Here is a 17,512-nt window from a genome sequence, read left to right on the forward strand (position 1 = left end):
GGATTACCGGCGTCGGAGCAAAGACGGCCTACATCACGCCAGGCTCACCATGGGAAAATGGCTACGTCGAAAGCTTCAACGCGCGTCTGCGCGACGAACTCCTCAACGGCGAGATCTTCTACACACTCAGGGAAGCGCAGGTCGTCATCGAAAGCTGGCGACGTCACTACAACACTGTGCGCCCGCATGCCTCTCTGGGATACCTGCCGCCGGCACCGGAGGTGTTCATGCCAGCCTTCTCCGCTTGGCCGGCTGCGCTCGCCCGACCAGCTCCGCCGGCCAAGCTACCCGTGGCGGAGCGGCCAACCGTGCACTAACTTTACCCTTGGACCACCTCGTGGGGGCCGATCACTCCGGCTACCTCTCTGTCTGGCAGATCGAGAAAGCGAAGAACCCTTGGCAGTACGATCTTGCTCTCATGGATGCGGCGGCGACCGAAGAGATAGCGGAATACTGCTGGAGCGTGTTGGCGAATGAGGATGGCAGCCCCAATCGCTACATCATTAATCGCGGCACCTATTCGTTATTGGCACGCCGGCATAATCTGAATTTCTTTGCGCACATGGCTGATCTGTACGAGCATTTAGCGACTCTGCATCGCCAACGCGTCACGGTGGCTGCGGAGTGGCTGGAAGCCCACGGCCACCTTCACGTTAAGCAACCGACCGTGCTGCTTCCACACAGTGCCGCGTGGTTCGCTGCGCTCGAGGTTTGGGAGCCGGCCCAGGCGATGATGACGCGTCGGGTCATTCAGATGACCGGGCGCACAGACATCTGCTCTGTCTGCGGCGACGATCCGGCTACGGATTACCGACTTGCGGACGGCTACCGGCCCGCCGGTGGCGTCGATACGCTCCGGCTATGTGACGATTGCCTCCGCATTCGCCGAGCCCGGGGGGAGCCCTTTGTTGGGCTTGCGCCGATCGATGATCGCGCACGGCCTGATGCCCCTTGATCTGCAAGCAGCGCACATCGTCGCGGGATGCGGCGTGGCTCTCCATCTCGGCCAAGGGCTCGCCCGAAGGCCTGATACGTTTGTGCAGACTGCTTAGACCAAGACATCCAGAGCCACCTGCAGACGGGGCGGGCCATACGTTTTGCGGGTGATCCAGTGGCGAGCGAAGAAGCGTGACAGCCCGCTCGTGCTGGTCTGCACGCCATGCTCGTCCAGGGCGTCGCGCAACTCGCGCAGGAAGCGTCCAGGCCTCGGCGAGTGAGAGGATCAGATCCGCATGCGCATCGATCGCCGGCAGGCTGTACATCTCACGCGGCTGACTGCAGGGGCATCGTGAGCCCGGCCTCGGCGGTCTCGGCGTCGCTCTCGACGTCCAGCCCCTCCTCGGAGGTATTGCCGGTGTAAGCGGTCTTGCCCATCGCCTGCTCGATGATCTCGAGGAGCGCCTTCTGTCGGCTCTCCATGAAGGCCTCGAAATTGTTGCTCCTGAGCTGCGCCGGATCGATCAGGTGGGATCGCAGATGGTCGTCGAGCGTTGCGCCCTCGATCGATGGGGCTGTGCTGCTGCCCTTCTCAAGTTTGGCCAGATACTCAGATGGCGCCGCACCGCCGATAATCCGGTTAGTGCGGTCCGACAGCGGCGTCTTGTTGATGATCGAGTCGTAGACAGCTGGACTGATGCCGTTGCTCTTGCACCAAGACTGCGGAAAGATGTGGTGAATGTCGACATTCTCGCCGAAGAACACGGTGTGATCGAATTTCTGGCCTGAGCGAAAATCCTTGGCGCCTTTCCGCATCAACAGCGCGTTCACGCCCTTGTAGGCGGCTGAGAGGCGCATCCGCATGGTTTTTAGGCGGTCGGCGCGGAAGATCGTCTCGCTGACCGTCGATGGCGCCTTGCCACCCCTCAGCCAATCCGGCACTTCAACGAAGTCGCGGGCGATCCGGGACTCGACAGTCGAGCCGTACAGCTCGCCGAAGACACCGTTCCAGTACCATTGGAACAACTTTGCCCGGTTAGCCTCGTGCTCCCAGGCTTCGCCGATATCGGCGAGGATCGTCGCCAGCGGCACGATCTGCGACTGATAGGGCAGATCGAAGATGCGGTAGATGTGAAGCATGTGCAGGAACTTGGCCGCCTGGACGAAGCCGGCTTCCACCTGCGTCTGGTAGCGGATGTAAGCCTCCAGAGGCAGATCGAGCAGGGCCTGCCGATTGCCGGAGACCGCGGGCAGCTCCTTGCCCTCTTTGCCGGCCTCGACCGCCGCTCGACGTCTGTCGCGCGTGTAGAAGAGCGATACTGCCTGTAGGAAATCGGTGTTCGATACCCCGGCCAGGATGCCTTTTTCGGTGTCCGCCAAACGCAGTGTATCCACTAGGCGGCGGTGTCGCCCCTTTGTCTTCTCGTCGCCGTACCAGTCCTTGCGCAACTCATGGCCGGAGGCCGCGTACATGGCTGTCACCAGCTCGAAGGCATCGAGTGCCTTGCCGCCAGTGTTCACCTTCTCGAAGACGACGCAGACCGCCTCCTTCGAGGTTGAGCGATCGAGGGCGATCACCGGCACGCGGTAGTGTTTGAAGTTCTCAAGAACTTCCTTCTTGAAGGTGCGGAAGGCGGCTCTGACGGCCTTGTGCTCGTCACCGGCCCAATACTCATCGAAGCCGTCCTGCCAACTGTCCCAGTCGAACACCTGGCATACCGGGTACATCAGATGGGCGTATTCCTGCTCTACCGAGGAGAGATCCAGCTCACCGGCGCGACCAAAATCGCCGTGCTCGATACGGTTCTCGGGCATGCCGATGATGGCTTCCTCGCGGTCCGTGTCAGCGTCGAGCGCCTTGCGGATGTCGATGTAGAACCAGCGTTTGACCCGCTTCTTCTTGGGGGTGACGGTCTCCACCACCTTGCCGCGCAGCGTTACCTGATAGAGCGACGTCATGCGCTGCTGGCCGTCGAGCAGGAGCGATTGCGGAACGACGTCACGCGCTTCCGTTGGAGCGCCCTCGACAGGGCGCGGCTTGAAGTTCACCGGCCCGCCCGTGTCAAGCGACATCAAGGCGCCGATTGGAAACGCCCGGGAGATCGAGGCGATCACGCTCTTGATACGATCTTCGTCCCACACCCAGCTACGCTGAAAATCCGGAAGCTGAATGACGCCCCGGTGGCAGTCGTCGAGGACCTTCGGTAGGTCCACCGGATTGGTTTGAAACGTCGATCCTGGCATGTCGTCTCCGCCCTCAGTTGAGGCGAGTTTTCTCCAGCGGCACCTCATACTCAAGCAAAAAAGCTGGAGGCCGGCGTCGCATGGGCCGACGTGCGCGCCCCTCGGGGACTGGCTGTCGCCGATGGCCGAACCACCAAACGGTTGTCGCTTCTAAACGTATTAGCCAGAGGGTTGGGTAGTGGCTGCTTTCGAAAAGCGGACACGGCGGACCTGGCGGCCAAGTTGGGCCGAAAGCTGGTATATCTCTAATAGCAGAGGCGACCCATTCGAAACACGTGCGTCCGTAAGGGTATTCCTAAATGGACGTAGGGATGAACATTGGAATTAAGTGGCTATCTGTCAATCTTATTCTTAGACTAGGAGTCATAATAACCGACGTTCACTCACCGATCCGCGTCAGGCTTTACTCTAGCGCAAACCATCGGATCTACTTGATGCTTTGGTGCCTTTCGGTGCCCCGGACGTTTTTTTCATCAAGGCTTCCGTGCTGAGGATCAACTGCCGCCCGTACGCCCGTGATGCGTCACGGACCGCCGCCTTGCCGACTGCGAACACTAGGTAGGCTGAATGGAGCAGGACTGCAGCAATGATGAATGTCAGTTTCTCTTCGAGATTGGGCAGTGCAGCGAAGTAGGTCGGTCGGAACCACAAAATGCCAGAACAGAACATTAGAACTAGGAAATTAAGTACCAAACCGGCCAGCTTGAGTCCGAGCAGGTTGCGCCGGAACCCGTAGGTGACGTTCTCGCTGAACAGGAGCGAGAATGCGCGGGTGTCGCGCGTGCGGTCACGCAACCATGCATTGGCGCTCAGGTAGAAGTCGTTGGCACGGGCTGGGTCGGCTTGTTCATCTTCACTCGTCGGGGCCGACCGCTTGAGCTGACGGGCCACGTGATCACGGAAGGTATCCTTGGAGATCTCAGGTACGTCCGGGTTGCCTCGATGCCATTGCTCGGGTGTCGCCCCGGTCCCGAGTTGCATCTGGACGACCCGGCCACGATGCCGGGCCATATCGGCGAAGGCGAACAGCAGAACTGCGCCCATTGCTGCCGCGATAGCGTGGGAAATGCCAAAATGATCCCACGGAACGATGGCAAACAGGAGTGCCAACGTGGGCAAGCCAGCGATCAAGGCCGGGAAAACCCGAGCCTTGAGGCTGTAGGTGTCGAACTGTTTGAAGAGATCCATCACTCTTCGACCCGATTGGAAAACGGCTCAGGCGTCAACGGATCACCCCCACGCTGTGTCCCGTAATGGTGGTAGATGTGGCGGCCCTTAGTTCTATGCACGCCATAGCCGCGCCGGATGAAGGCGTTAATAACCTTTTGGCGCGGGTGATCCTCATCCAAGCGAGCCGCCGAGCAGAAGGCTGTGCCGATGGTGGCGCTGCTCTGAGCCTGGATCGGCCCGAGCCAGCGGTTGAGGGCCGATGGCGTGACGTTGCGGCGGCTGCCGTGATGCGGCACCTGCATGAACGTCGGTGACAGAGATCCCACCAGAGCCTCGGCATAGGTGGCGGCCTCGTGAAGCCCGTCCGGCCCCACATCACCGGTAAGTACAAGCTGCCGGTTGTCAATCACCACCATCTGCACCAGACTGCTTTCATTCGAGGCTGTAGTCGGCTCCGGGTTCTCCGATAGGGTTTCTCCGGTCCAGCTTTCCGTAACCCAGCGGACGGCAGTCTTAGCGTCTTCAATGATGTAGCCGACGATACCGGCAGTATCAGCCGTCGTTTTGCGCTCTGGCGTTTTGCTAAAATCCGGAAGGAGGTCCAAATAACGCTGCCTGGAGGGCGCCAACACATGAAATTGGCCGATCATCGTGCCTTGGAAGGCCTCGTAGATCGGAATATCGCGTTCGGCAGAGATTGTCTCCAGCTCGACGAGCGTTGGATATTTTTCGCGCAAGTGGTTATACAGGCCGTCAGGCGACCAATTGCCGTGAAAATGGTGAATTATTTCGTTAACGTAGAGCCTGTCCGATAACGCTTGATGGGGGTTGAGTGGCCGGGATGGCAGTGATTCCAGGAGGGTGCTGAAGCCTGATCTGGAAGTGCCATGTGGACCCCGACCACTCGCCGGCAGCATAACCGCGCCGGCCTGCGCTACGAAACCGACCTAACGGATGGCGAGTGGGCCGTGATCGCGCCGCTGCTGCCGAAGCCGGCCCCGTGCGGTCGTCCGCCTGTCTGGACGATGCGCGAGATCTGGAACGCAATCTTCTACGTGCTGCGCGGCGGCATCGCGTGGCGGATGATCCCGAAGGACCTGCCACCGCGCAGCACGACGTTTGGCTATTTCAGCCGCTGGCGGGATGCGGGCTTGTTCGGTCGGATCAACCATCACCTTGTCATGGCCGACCGTGAGCGGGTCGGTCGAGAGGCTTCGCCGACGGCGGCCGTGCTCGACAGCCAGAGCGTCAAGACCACCGAGAGCGGTGGTCCGCGCGGCTACGATGCGGGAAAAAAGATCAAGGGCCGCAAACGTCAGGCCCTGGTCGATACGGACGGGCGGGCGCTCGTTCTCGATCCGCAGGCTGCGGACGTACAAGATCGGGATGGGGCCGGACCAGTGCTGCGCCTGTCGCGGCGGACTTTCCCCTTCATCACCAAGGCCTTTGCCGATGCGGGCTATGCCGGCAATAGGCCCGCGACCGCCACGAGCATCACCGTCGACATCGTGCGCAAACCCAAGGATCAGGTCGGCTTCGCGGTGCATCCGCGCCGATGGGTGGTGGAGCGCTTCTTCGGCTGGATCAGCCGCAACCGCCGCCTCTGGAAGGACCCGGAGGCGACCCTCGCCTCCGCCCAGGCCTTCCTCTACGCCGCCGCCGTCATGATCCTCGTGCGAAGGTTGGGACGAGCATCATGACTTATCGGACGGACTCGTAGAGCCATGGTCGGTTCATATAAAGCGCACCGACAGAAAGAGTCTCTATAACTTCAACCAGACCGGCGGCGTGATCGCCGTCAGCATGTGTTAGGACCACGTTATCAATGTGTTCAGTGTTGTAGCTATCGCGGATATGTTCGATGAGACCTGGGGCTGTATCGGCATAACCGCCATCAACAATATGGACAGTGTATCCGTTGACATCATCGCCGTAGCGCAATGCAATAGCGTCTCCACTACTGGCTTTGGTGCCTACAGGTAGGAAATCAATATCGTAGGGCATCCGTACCTCGGTTGTGGCTTAACCTCACAAAAGGGGGTGGAGCGCCCCCATCCTCAGCAACGTTTGACAGCTAAATCGCTGATGTACCCGTTCTGTTCCAAAACTTCACGCATTGTCATCCGAGGGGGCGCTCCAACGTCTGGGCGGGAAGGGCTTCAGCGCTGTATTCGGCGGAAAGGAACGAATAGCCGTCGGGATGGGCGATCAGCATGAGCACCGGGAAGAACTGGCGAAGCGCCAAACGTGCAGCGGTCGCAGCATCTAAGGCTGACGGGCCACTCGGGACGAGGTGGTTGTGCCAAGTCCCCAGGACGTAGAGCGACCCACCACTCTCCTCGAGAAGCTGACGAACGGATTGCCTCAGGCCCTGGACCCCCAGCACGAAACGTTCGGCGGAAAACACGCTGTCGGGCGGAGCGGGCAACAGGTCGACGATCTGGAAGGCCTCTCCAACCTGCGAGTAGCGGCCGACGATTACCCCCCCCGTCTCGACGCCAGGACGTGCGGCGATGGCCGCTCTGATCTGGGAGTCCACCCTCGGGCTGATCCTAACCTCGACGGCGCCACTCCGCACCAAGATGCGGGGTTCAATCTCGGCCGACGTCCACGACTGAGAAAGCCCGTCAGGCAGAATATGCCCGACGTGCAGGTTTCCGTGCGTAGGCGCCTCATCTCTCCCGAGGGTGCTGCATACCGTCTGGGCAAGACCCGCTGCGAGCGCGCTGAGGCGGTCATCGGGCATCGGGAATGTAAGGGCGCCGCAGCCCTGTCCGATGTCGATCGCCTGCGCCTCGGCACTGAAGACGCTTCTCCTGAGCGCTTCATCCTTGGCGAGGATGCGGTAGGACTCCGCGGCAAGGTCGCTCAGGTTGGGGTTACCGCTCACTCCTTCGAAGGCAGCGTACGCGACGCTTCCTGCACCGAGGAGGTGAGCGTCGGCGAACCTCGGCCTTGCCTCCCACTCACGGAAGGAGACGACCTCGCGGAGCAGGCTGGAGCCGGTCGTGTTCACGACCAGGCGGCAATCGCTGAGCTCCGCGCGCCCCTCAGGGGAGGCACACAGTTCTTCAACGCTCCCAATCTCGATGCGCGGCTCTTGTCGGAAACCCAAGAGGGTATGCGCCAGGACCTGCGCCTTGTACGCCATGGCCCCGCCGCGGACGTCCGGCTCCGGCAGCAAGGCGTGACGAGCGTAATTGTGCGGCGCCATCGTTGCGCGGTCCAACATGTCTGTCGGCCCAAGGCCGCGCCTCGCTGCATGGACGGCGATTTTCGATCCGACACTGCCGCACCCGAGAAGCGCCCAACGTGGCCGGCCGGCTTCTACCGGATCGCCGGACGCTCGACGCAGGAGGCTTACCGAGATGTCGTCGCGGACCCCGCAAAGGCGGACGTGTCCGATACCCCTCAGCAGATCGCCGCCCGGTTTTAGGTCGAGAAGGTAGGGGCAGATCTCAATGCTTGAGGTGCTGCCGACGAGAGCGAATGGACGACGGACGAGAAAGATGACAGGCAACGGGCAAGCCTGGAACCTGCCCTGATCCAACCGGAACGCGATATGATCGAGCTTGGCTCTCAACGTTTGGGCACATCGGTACAGCGCAGCCCGATGGAGGAGATCTTCGACCGTCTCGACGTCCTCCGGAACAGCCGTGTCGATCACCGTCGGAGATCCGTCGGAGTCCGGGGCTGAAACCACCAGGGCGATGCCCCGGCCCCTGGCGGCCGTCTCCGATATCTTCGTTTCGCTGCATTGAGCCGTGGCAGGATCGACCCGGACGGCCGGATTGAGCGCGACCCGCATCATCCGCTTGCCGTCGCCGAGGTCGAACCGGAGGTAGTCCGTGGCATTGACCACGCATTCGCCCGACGGAACCGCCAGCTCCCGGATCACGTCGGGATCGAGGATGATCTCGTCGTCGAGGCGATTGCGCCGGACAGGCTCCCAGCCCTGCTGCGGATTGTTCAACTGCAGCATGGCGGCCTTGTCGAGCCAGTCCGCGAGTTGGTCGAGATAGCCCGAGAAGCCGCGGGCCTGGATGAGTTCAGACGGGAAGGCTTGCACGACGCAAGGCTGCGGCGGCAGCCCAAGCGATTTAGGCACCGGGAGGAGGTGGGGATGGGTGCGGTCGAAATCCGCCCGAAGAAAAGCCCGGGGCGAACCCCGGGGGAAATCAGACGGGAAGCTAATGGTGACGCTCTCGATGGACCGGACGCCGCTCGGACTGACACCGGCGATGCGCCAGGCGGACGGCAGCTCCTGCGCGATGTCCAGTTCAGCCCAGACCGAACCGTCCTCCTGCGATCCCTCGACGCGCACGGCGCGCACGGCCGGGTGTGCCGCGGAGATCCGCAACGCCCTGAGAACGGCGGGTGCGATCGAGGCATCAGCCATGGGCCAGGGCCTCACTGCCGACACCCGTGGCAAGGCCGCCGGCCACCCCCGCAAGGAGACGGAACGGCTTGACGCCGAAATAGCTGACGCTGATCTCCAGCGGATCGTCGCCCGGCTCATCCGCGACACACCGGAAGGGGCCGAGGACGGGTTTGAGGATCGCCTCATACTCCCGCTTCGCGCGGATGCAGGGAGGATCGCAGTTGTCGTCCAGGATGGCGTTGCTGCTCGAGATGATGATCGCGCCGGACGCTGCCTGCGCGAGCGCCGACCTTGCCCGTTCCGACACCACGGCCTTCTCGCGCTTCTCCGACCAGCTATCCCAGGAGAGGCTGTGCCAGCTGCAGTGATGCGGCGCCATCAGGACATCATAGGTCAGATCCTGGTCCGTGTACCTGTCGCGGACCCTCTCCCAGATGGCGACCTCGGCGTCGCCTCCGAACAGGAAGCGCCCGGCCATAGGATTGCCGCCGGCCGCCAGGGTCAACCGCACGATCACACTGGAGTTGTTCTTCGAGAGAACCTCCGCCTCCGCATCGTCATCGGCGAGCATCGGCGCCAGAAGCAGCCCGGAGAACGTCGCATCGGTTACGCCGCAGATGGTCGAGAAGGCCGATCCGGCCGAGACGAGGATCGGCAAGAGGTCGTCCGTCTTGCCATCGACGTCCTCGCCCAGGATCTGAATGCGGTCGCCATCGGTGAGCCACCGCTGCGCCCGGAACAATCTGACCCGGCGTCGAGCCTCGTCGCGCCATGCCTGCGCATCCTCGCACAGGGTATGCCCGCTCTTGGCGTTCTTGCGATCGGCACGGCGGAAGACGATTGGCGACGACCACATCTCGCGGATAACGATCTTGTCGTCGGCCTTCACCCACGAGGCAGGAGGGCCGAGGTGGAAATGGCGCCGCAAGCCCGCGCAATGGTCCTGGTCCGGATGTGTGAGCAGGAAGGCATCGACGAACAGGCGTCCGCTGGCATCGCGGGTGAGGCGGTCGCGAAGCTGGGTGCCGACGTCTGGGGCATCATCGTTCGGATCGTCGGCCGCGACGCCGATCTTGCAGTCGATGAGGAGGCGACGACCACTCTCTAGCACCATGAGAGTCATGTCGCCGTTGCCAACCTTGAAATGGGTAGTCTTGGCGGACATCGCCGTCTCCTTGAGACTGTTTTGATCAGACAGTTGATAGGATTGCTCTTGAATTGGCCTGTCGCTTGATCTCAGGCATTCGGCGTGTCACGTCCGTCCGGCTCGCGGGCCACTCCCTTGAAAGGAGTGCCATCGTCCTTGACGCTCATGAGGTGACCCGTGCGTTCATCGCGCTTCTGCCAATGCCCGTCAGGCCGCTGAAACTGCGTCCTTCCGGTCACTGCTCCCCGACGAAAGCCGTTGCCCGTGTTCTTTGCCATCCCCAGCCCCTCGTCGTTGAGTCGCGGCGCTCTGCGGCGCATCTGCGTCGCCAGCTGAGCGATCCCTTAATCAGGGGCGCGCTAACCACTGTGATGATACATCGCGTATCGCTACTCCGAACAAGGTGGGCGCCTTGTTCTTCGGAGTCAAGGGACCTACGATACGTCCACAGCGAACAGGGGGATCACGCGGATATGGCCATACGCGGACGACAGCTTCGATGAGTTTCGGTCCGAGGATAAAGGAACTCCGAAACGCCAAGCGGATGACGCTCGACCAGCTCGCGGCCGCGACCGGGTCCTCCAAGAGTTATGTGTGGGAACTCGAGAACAAGAACCCGCCACGACCGTCAGCAGACAAGCTGTTTGCCATCGCGACCGCGCTCGGGGTCACGGTAGACTATCTCCTTGGGTCTGACAGCCAGTCTCTCGGAGACGCTCAAGATCAAGCTTTCTTTCGAGAGTACAGTGGCATGAATGCGGACACGAAGCGGCAGCTGCGCGAGATCGCCAAGACCCTAGGCGGCAAGCGGTCGACATGAAAGGTGCTTTGCCGCATCCGCTCAAGGAGGCGAACAAGCTGACGACGATGCTGGACACCGTGCTCGGGCTGAACAGGTTCGAGAACGGACCCGTCGATGTCGAACGCTTGGCCATCGAATACTCCGCTCAGACGGCACCAGCGACGCCGATCCGTGAGGTCATCGACCGCGACCTACCAGGCTGTGTCGGCGCCCTCGTCTACTCTGATACCCCTCCGCGGCAGTGGGGCATTGTCTGCTCGGCTGGACAGTCTGCAGGGCGCCGCAACTTCACGATCGCCCACGAATTCGGGCACTACGTTCTCCACCGCCGGATGATCGAGGACGGGGGCGAGTACGACGGCGGCATTTTTTGCGACGAGGGTAACATTCACCGTGGAGAGGGACCTGACATTGAACGGCAGGCCGATCAGTTTGCGGCCAATCTTCTCATGCCCTTCAACGATCTCCGGAAGTCGCTCTCAGCGCGGACGCGTCCGGACTTCGAAGTTCTAGGAACTCTTGCGACCCGTTACGGCGTTTCCCTGACCGCTGTGATCCTCCGATGGCTCGAGTTTACACAGACCCGGGCCTTGGTGGTCGTTTCGAACGAGGGGTTTGCGCACTGGGCCAAAGCAAGTGAAGCGGCCTTCAAAAGTGGAACCTTTATCGCGACACGGGCAAACGTCTACGAATTGCCCTCGGCGGCAACGGCAGTGACGGGAGACCATTCAGACGAAGCGAAGACCGGCATCCTAAGACCGGGCGGGTGCTGGTTCAGTGAACCAGCGCTCGAAATGTGTATACGGTCTGATCGCTACGATCGCGAGATCACTCTACTCCACCTTGAGGATAACGGCCCGTATCACCAGGAAAATGAAACGTCTGAAGATACAGTAGATCTTTTCCATAGCACAGACAGAAACCGCTAATTTGATACAACATAGTGACTCTCGAACGCCACGCGCATCGTGCGTTCGCAACTCGGCTACCTTTAGAATGGCAGCGCTTGTCGTCAAACAAACCTGTTTTTAAATAGCCACTCTTGGTATCTATGCATGATAAATATAAAATTACCTTTTCGTAGACAACCAATATCGATCAACTTTGGCAGGTCATCCATCGAGCTAAGCTGGGGAGACATATTTGCGCTCCTATTGTCGCAAACACGACTATTTGTCGTAGTCCTCAAGTTATTCACTGCTCAAGAGAAACATAAAAATCTAATAATTATATGGAATTTGGCTCTACTCTGTTGTTCGGCGGCGGTTTGCGCTTTGGCCGACCTTCTTGTTCAAGGTGCAAAGAACGGGGACGCATTTGGGTCTAGTGCTGTACATATTAGCGTATGGTGTATCTGCGCATTCCTAGCCTACTTTGCAGCAGCCAGGATATTCGAGATTTTGTATGCCTTTTATAAGGATGCAATGGACAAGGTTGAGTCCAAGCCAAAGCGAAGCGGTCTGACTAAAAAGAACCGTTTGCAGCTTTTGTTTTTGAGTTACATTGAGCTGGTCTTGAACTACGCTATTATTTATTACTTTGCCTTGCGCTTAGATTGGGCAAGGTTTAGCATTAATTTTGATGATATCTCGCATGCAATCTATTTCAGCGGCATCACGATTGCAACAGTTGGCTACGGCGACCAATTTCCAACTTCAACATTGGGTCGTTATATCGTCCTTGGTGAAGTGCTTTCTGGGATTATCCTTTTTGTCGTCTCGCTTGCAGTCTATCTTGGTGGAGACGATTGAACCCTTACTTAAACCACGAAGCATTCGATCTCTTCAACTTTGTTCGAAGCATACCGCCGAGCTTCCCGCACCATATTGATAGTGCGAGCTACCGTAGCGGTTTCCCGCACGACCGTGTCGGGCTTGTAACCTTTGCGGCCATCGAGCCAGCCAAGGACGTCCTCAAGATGCCAGATTGATACGGGGCCCTCATGTACTGGCAGCGGAAAGTCACTGTGCCCAAGCATTTGTTTGCGCATGCTCTGGCGTGCCACGCCCATCAGATCAGCAATGTCTGTCAGCCCAACGAAATCTGGGGCTACCTCAATAAGGCTCGCAGTTGGGATCGCCTCCTTGACGTCAGCGAGTGCGCTGCGGATGGCATCCTGAGCACTGTCCGCTTCTCGTGTGAAATCTAGCGCGAGCCGCCCAGCAATTCCAACACCAACCAAGGCGTCTGTGCAACCAGCCTCACCGAGTCGCTCCACCAAGGCCTCTGCATCGCGGTCTTCGCTCGAGAGACGATACTTCAGAGTGAACCTGTACTCGGTCATCGCTTTGGCTCCTGCACCCCAACCTGTTCGACTTTAGCCTGTGCTTCTAGCTCTAGCTTTCGGACCGTACAGTTATTGACGACCCGCTTGATCTGTCTTGCGTGATTGTCGGCACTTTTGGGCGTACTCCAGATGCTCGTGATGCAGAACTCGCCACAGCGGCATGTTTCATCATTGTAGGGGCAATAGATCTTACCCCATGCATGACCTCCTCCGACACTGACGCGCCAGCCATGCCCCTCCGCGTGCGCAAGCGCGCTCTCGATCTCCTTATTCGGGTGCGACTTACGCGCCATCCCTTGCCCTCGATGATATGTGGTTTCTCGCTAGGGTGTCAACTGACACCCTGCCTCAGCGTCGTCGATAGCTGGCCTGTCCCCGTCCGGTGGCCCAGGTTCGAGTATTCCTGGTGCAAAGGCTCCTAGTCCTGAGTACCCACCTCGCCCCGCCCCGCTGTGAAACCGATCGAGTTGCGCACTGGCACTCGTGGGACGCCCATGATGGCGACGTTGAACTGCGTGTAATGCTGAACAACTTCGACCGTACCGCCATCTTGGTCAAACCCCTTCAGGCTGATCATCTCGCGGCTGATTGCTTTGCGCTCCGTCACGTAGAAGGAGACTCCGGCTGGAGCCGACACCGAGATCAGGGCGATCTGCTCATCAGGACCCAAGTTCACATCAAAGGCGGCAATCTGCTCCTCGAGTTTTTCCAGCGTCACATGTGAAGGTCGGGATGGTGTCGGCAAGGCGGCCGCACGGTCAATGAGGGACCGCGCTGCAGAAGGGTCAGCACCCGAAGCAAATCCCTCAGGCACAGGTATTCCGCGAACCTGCGACCCCCGCATCAGGTCTGCAGCTGCGCGATGCTCCGACTTCGTTTGCGAGTCGCGAGGCAAGCGGGAACATGCTCTTCAGTAGGCCGGCGGAGCTCTGCCAAACGCCGAGCTTGCTCATCGTCCGAGCCGCGCTGGCCGCTTGCCGCTCTGGCTGCTGGGCTACTGCTCGAGCGAGAAAATCTACGGCGCTCTCCCCTGTCTGTCGGTCCAGGTACGTATCCCCAAACACAGTGCGCGGCCTCCCGGAGGTTTCCTCCTCCTCACGACCGACACGCTCTCGGTAGAGGTACTCGTTCTCCGTGATGGTCCGCTCGGCGAACTCCTCAAGCTCCGATGAGCTCACCCCCGCGACATCGTCGTCGGTCAGCATCGCACCACGACGATCAGTGGGATCAGGCTTTCGGCCGACACGCTTCAGGAACCCGCGAACTGTCTCCTCTGGAGTGGCACCACCGGATGCGGCCTCCTCTCCCAGCCTGAGCAACGGACCGTGACCGATCCTCTGGCAATGAACCTGCCCGATCGATTCAGCGAAAAAGTTGTAACAAACAGGTAGTTCAACCCGTGGAAGGCTTGCCATGATGTTCATTGCCTTTCGAGAGTTACAACTTTTATACAACGGGGCTTCAGGATGCGGACTTCGACGGGCTGCCGGAGCAGATCGGTGACTGTTTCGCCTTCCGTAAGGACTATCCCTGCCCCGAGAAGGCGAAGAGATCCAACTGCTGCGCATGCGTTGGAGGACGTCGCCGCGTAACTCGACGCGGTGCCGGGATCGCGACGGCAGGCAGGGCCATGGCGCCGCGTCCATGAAGCACGGCCCCGATGACCTGACATCCATCGCCACGATGATAGAGGTAGGCTCGGTATGGACCCGACCAATAAATCTCCTGCACAAGAGCCTCATCGCCGGGTAGGGCAGCGAGCGCTCGTAGAAGGCAAGATAAGCCTAGCGAATGCGTCCGCGACACACGAAACTCGAAGCTGTGTCCGCTCCAGGTCGTGCGCTGGGCCCCGGCCGAGGTCTGCGGGAAGGGATTGATACTGGCTTGTGTTGCTGGGTCACGTAGAAAGCCGGCGATTGCTTCCCGATCGGCGATATGCGTGCAAGCGAGGCCGCGAGCTGACGTTGGCTGACCGGCACGGGATCCTCCTCTCCGGCTTGGGTTCGCGAATAGCTAGGTTTGCACCAACATCGACGGTTTCCATAATGACCGCCCGTACACCAGTGTTGACCAGGAGCGACAGCGCTAGAAGGCACAATCTTCGGCAACATGCCGGAGGTAGACGTTTGCAATCGAAGCAAGATCTATCTGGCCTTGACCGCTACAGGTTTCAGACTGAGTTCGAGCGAACCTTTTAACATTAGGCTCTATTCTGCAGCGTCGCGAGCTTCCGTGCGGCACCACGCTGGGCTCGCAGGCGTTCGCCGTAGCGCGCCGGCATCGCCGGCGTCTTCCACGAGCCGGCCTGCATCACCTCGAGCAGCTCGAAGCCGGCCGCGAACATGTCCTGCGTTGCCCCGACCCGGGTGGAGTGCCCGGAGGGGAGGCGGGCGAGCTTCAGCCCGGAGGCCTTCGCGAGGTCTCGAAACACCCGGGAAACTTCCCCACTCCCCAGCGCAGTCGCGCCGATCTGTCCCCCCTTGCTCAACGGCCGGAACAGCGGCCCCTCGGAGAGCGCCGCCGCCGTGAGCCAGGCTTCCAGGTAACCTATGGTGTCGGGGGCCAGATACTTGATCGCGCCTTCGCCCTCCTGGTCGGCCTTCGAGCGCCGCACCAGCACGGTGCCGGAGCCGTCGGCCCCCTTCTGCAGATCCCCTATATATAAAGAGACGAGTTCGGAGCGGCGCAGCAGGGTGTCGTAGGCGACCGCCACCAGGGCCGCGTTGCGCAAGGCGATCAACGGGGTCTCGCGCTTGGCCTCGGTGACACGTCGATGCAGACGCTCGGGCGTCTTCACGTCCAGCATGCGCTCGATGCTGCCCCGGTTGAGCGGCTCGGCCTGCTTCTGGCGCCGGCCCTTGGCCCGGTTCATCCGCTTCACGGCAAGCCGAACGATCTCGTCCGTACAGGGGTTCGGCAGACCGGCTGCACGGTGCAGGGCCGCGATCGAGGAGCGATAGCGCTCGACGGTCGCCCGGGCTTTCGTTTCGGCTTGCGCGTCGATGAAGGCCGCGATGGTCTCGGGTGTGGCCGGCAACACCGCGCGCGCCTGGTCCTGGCACCACGCCGCAAAAATCCGGCTGTCGGAAGCCATCGCCCGGAGGGTGTTGTCGGCGAAGGCACCGCGGGCGGCCCGGGCGTGTTGCTCCAGGCGCTCGATCAGCAGCTCGGAGCTCGGCGGCAGCGCGTCCGACCGGACGACCGGCAATCCGGGTACGGCGTCGGTCGGTCGAAATGCGAAATGCGCGGCGTCAAGCGTCATGGGCCGATCCTAGCGGCGCAATCGTCAACGATCCACAAATTTGCTGCGATAGTCGTTATTATCGGGGGCAATCATGCGGCCAAAAAGGGTATACCCATATGTGGCGGGTAGAACGGGACACAAGTGTCTTCCTATGCGAAACCGTGCTACGGGGAGAGGATTGCTTTTACTCCTTTTCAATATGTATGGGTATTCCGATATGGCAGACCTAATGCGCCGAACGGTCCAAGTCGCTGAGAATGGGAGGATGAACCTCCCTGCGGAGATGCGTCGAGGTTTAGGCTTATCCGGGTCAGGCCGTGTGATTCTTACACAGGATGCGAATGGCATTCGCATCACGACGGCGGATCAAGCCCTCAAACGCGTACAGGCTTTGGCAGCGCCGTTTATCCAAGGCCGAGGCTCCGTGGTGGATGAGTTCATCGCGGAGCGTCGTGCGGAAGCAGTCCGCGAGGATGTCGAGGCCGAGGGTAACGAGCGTGGCTGATCCGATCCTCGACGCCTCGGCTGTTCTCGCTTTCATATTCGGTGAGCCCGGCGCGGAGCGTGTGGCCGCGTTCCTGCCCGGAGCCCGGATCTCCGCGATCAACGCCGCGGAGGTGATGAGCAAACTCGCCGATCTCGGGATGCCGGAGGATACGCTCGACGCCATCATGGAGGACCTGCAGCTCGCGGTATTGCCCTTCGATATGGCTCATGCACGGGATAGTGCGCGGCTTCGGCCCCTTACGCGGGGACAGGGGATCTCCGCCGGTGACCGTGGCTGCCTGGCCGTTGCCAGGTCTCTCGGCACCTCTGTTCTGACGACTGACCGAGCCTGGGCACGGCTCGATGCCGCCGTGGGGGTCACGGTCGAACTGGTGCGCTGACGTTATGGCGGGTGCAGCCGCACTCGGGGCGATCGCGATTGGCTTGAACGAGCGGCAGCGGGCGTATCTGCTCGCTGCCTATGCCGAGGATCAGGCTCGTGAGGAGAGATATCGTGGGCCAGGCGGTCCTCCGGTCCGGATCTGGCGCTGGGTCGAGTACGGCCCGTCGGCGGGCTTGTCGCAAAGATTTTTGATCGAGAAAATTCTGCTCTCTGCTCGGGTATGACTTGGTTCGATGGGTGTCCGTCGTCAGATGATTCGGGACATTCAGCGGTGTTCAGGAGCGGAGGCTCTGGTCCATTTGGGGTGAGAGGTTAGGCGGCCTGCGCGTGGTGGCGTGCGTATTCCGACGAAGCCGGCCGGGGATTCCGATTTGAAGCCGGCCGTCGTTCCGAGGCGAAGCCGGCCACCATT

18 protein-coding genes and 1 pseudogene are annotated in these 17,512 nt (G+C 60.7%); 8 read left to right on the forward strand and 11 right to left on the reverse strand.

What is annotated here, in order from left to right:
* Positions 1-317: transposase (locus K2Y56_RS24735; protein ID WP_292514275.1), on the forward strand; the 317-nt coding region annotated here is incomplete at its 5' end.
* A gap of 20 nt (positions 318-337) precedes the next feature.
* Positions 338-955 carry a hypothetical protein gene (locus tag K2Y56_RS24740; RefSeq protein ID WP_292514278.1) on the forward strand — a complete coding sequence of 206 codons (618 nt, stop codon included), beginning with the start codon at positions 338-340 and terminating at the stop codon, positions 953-955.
* 141 nt (positions 956-1,096) lie between these two features.
* On the opposite strand, the pseudogene K2Y56_RS24745 reads toward K2Y56_RS24740, so the two are convergent.
* The 4 genes and pseudogenes from K2Y56_RS24745 to K2Y56_RS24760 form a co-directional block, all read right to left on the reverse strand.
* Positions 1,097-1,256, reverse strand: a pseudogene (locus K2Y56_RS24745) (IS630 family transposase); the annotation flags it as partial.
* A 7-nt stretch (positions 1,257-1,263) separates the two neighbouring features.
* Positions 1,264-3,180: a DUF262 domain-containing protein gene (locus K2Y56_RS24750; protein ID WP_292514280.1), complete on the reverse strand. Its 1,917-nt coding sequence runs from the start codon at positions 3,178-3,180 to the stop codon at positions 1,264-1,266.
* 408 nt (positions 3,181-3,588) lie between these two features.
* Entirely contained in the window at positions 3,589-4,368 is a 780-nt protein-coding gene (locus K2Y56_RS24755; protein ID WP_292514283.1) for a hypothetical protein, read from the reverse strand.
* The gene (locus tag K2Y56_RS24760) at positions 4,368-5,087 is read right to left on the reverse strand and encodes a hypothetical protein (RefSeq protein ID WP_292514286.1); all 720 of its coding nucleotides are present in this window, start codon (positions 5,085-5,087) and stop codon (positions 4,368-4,370) included. The genes K2Y56_RS24755 and K2Y56_RS24760 overlap by 1 nt, the downstream gene beginning before the upstream one ends.
* Before the next feature lie 150 nt (positions 5,088-5,237).
* On the opposite strand from K2Y56_RS24760, the gene K2Y56_RS24765 reads away from it, so the two are divergent.
* Entirely contained in the window at positions 5,238-6,050 is an 813-nt protein-coding gene (locus K2Y56_RS24765) for an IS5 family transposase (protein WP_292514289.1), read from the forward strand.
* 1 nt (position 6,051) lies between these two features.
* Here K2Y56_RS24765 and K2Y56_RS24770 read toward each other — a convergent pair whose 3' ends face one another.
* From K2Y56_RS24770 to K2Y56_RS24780, 3 genes are all read right to left on the reverse strand, one after another.
* Positions 6,052-6,354 (reverse strand): MBL fold metallo-hydrolase, encoded by a 303-nt coding sequence (locus K2Y56_RS24770; RefSeq protein ID WP_292514292.1) that lies wholly within the window; start codon positions 6,352-6,354, stop codon positions 6,052-6,054.
* A 115-nt stretch (positions 6,355-6,469) separates the two neighbouring features.
* Positions 6,470-8,749, reverse strand: a complete 2,280-nt coding sequence (locus K2Y56_RS24775; protein WP_292514295.1) for a ThiF family adenylyltransferase — start codon at positions 8,747-8,749, stop codon at positions 6,470-6,472.
* Complete coding sequence (locus K2Y56_RS24780) at positions 8,742-9,896, reverse strand: metallohydrolase (protein ID WP_292514298.1); 1,155 nt, start codon at positions 9,894-9,896, stop codon at positions 8,742-8,744. Before K2Y56_RS24780 ends, K2Y56_RS24775 begins: the two co-directional genes overlap by 8 nt.
* Positions 9,897-10,377: 481 nt before the next feature.
* On the opposite strand from K2Y56_RS24780, the gene K2Y56_RS24785 reads away from it, so the two are divergent.
* The 3 genes from K2Y56_RS24785 to K2Y56_RS24795 all read left to right on the forward strand — a co-directional run bounded on the left by K2Y56_RS24785 (position 10,378) and on the right by K2Y56_RS24795 (position 12,431).
* On the forward strand, positions 10,378-10,698 hold the full coding sequence (locus K2Y56_RS24785; RefSeq protein ID WP_292514301.1) for a helix-turn-helix transcriptional regulator: 321 nt from the start codon (positions 10,378-10,380) through the stop codon (positions 10,696-10,698).
* The gene (locus tag K2Y56_RS24790; RefSeq protein WP_292514303.1) at positions 10,695-11,609 is read left to right on the forward strand and encodes an ImmA/IrrE family metallo-endopeptidase; all 915 of its coding nucleotides are present in this window, start codon (positions 10,695-10,697) and stop codon (positions 11,607-11,609) included. The genes K2Y56_RS24785 and K2Y56_RS24790 overlap by 4 nt, the downstream gene beginning before the upstream one ends.
* 495 nt (positions 11,610-12,104) lie before the next feature.
* Positions 12,105-12,431 (forward strand): potassium channel family protein, encoded by a 327-nt coding sequence (locus K2Y56_RS24795; protein WP_292514306.1) that lies wholly within the window; start codon positions 12,105-12,107, stop codon positions 12,429-12,431.
* An 8-nt stretch (positions 12,432-12,439) separates the two neighbouring features.
* Here the strand turns inward: K2Y56_RS24795 and K2Y56_RS24800 are convergent, their stop codons facing one another.
* The 4 genes from K2Y56_RS24800 to K2Y56_RS24815 form a co-directional block, all read right to left on the reverse strand.
* A complete protein-coding gene (locus K2Y56_RS24800) occupies positions 12,440-12,964 on the reverse strand; it encodes a DNA-binding protein (protein ID WP_292514308.1) in 525 nt (174 codons plus the stop codon).
* A 421-nt stretch (positions 12,965-13,385) separates the two neighbouring features.
* Positions 13,386-13,685, reverse strand: a complete 300-nt coding sequence (locus K2Y56_RS24805) for a hypothetical protein (RefSeq protein ID WP_292514312.1) — start codon at positions 13,683-13,685, stop codon at positions 13,386-13,388.
* Between the two features lie 88 nt (positions 13,686-13,773).
* Complete coding sequence (locus tag K2Y56_RS24810; RefSeq protein ID WP_292514315.1) at positions 13,774-14,391, reverse strand: hypothetical protein; 618 nt, start codon at positions 14,389-14,391, stop codon at positions 13,774-13,776.
* 776 nt (positions 14,392-15,167) lie between these two features.
* Positions 15,168-16,229, reverse strand: coding sequence for a tyrosine-type recombinase/integrase (locus K2Y56_RS24815; protein WP_292514317.1), 1,062 nt, complete (start codon positions 16,227-16,229; stop codon positions 15,168-15,170).
* 247 nt (positions 16,230-16,476) lie between these two features.
* Between K2Y56_RS24815 and K2Y56_RS24820 the strand changes: the two genes are divergently transcribed.
* Both K2Y56_RS24820 and K2Y56_RS24825 read left to right on the forward strand, forming a co-directional pair.
* Positions 16,477-16,716 (forward strand): AbrB/MazE/SpoVT family DNA-binding domain-containing protein, encoded by a 240-nt coding sequence (locus K2Y56_RS24820; protein WP_292514320.1) that lies wholly within the window; start codon positions 16,477-16,479, stop codon positions 16,714-16,716.
* A complete protein-coding gene (locus K2Y56_RS24825; RefSeq protein ID WP_292514323.1) occupies positions 16,709-17,098 on the forward strand; it encodes a type II toxin-antitoxin system VapC family toxin in 390 nt (129 codons plus the stop codon). Before K2Y56_RS24820 ends, K2Y56_RS24825 begins: the two co-directional genes overlap by 8 nt.
* Positions 17,099-17,512: the final 414 nt, after the last annotated feature.

Origin of the sequence: Methylobacterium sp. (assembly GCF_019745455.1) — a bacterium.
Taxonomy (GTDB): domain Bacteria; phylum Pseudomonadota; class Alphaproteobacteria; order Rhizobiales; family Beijerinckiaceae; genus Methylobacterium.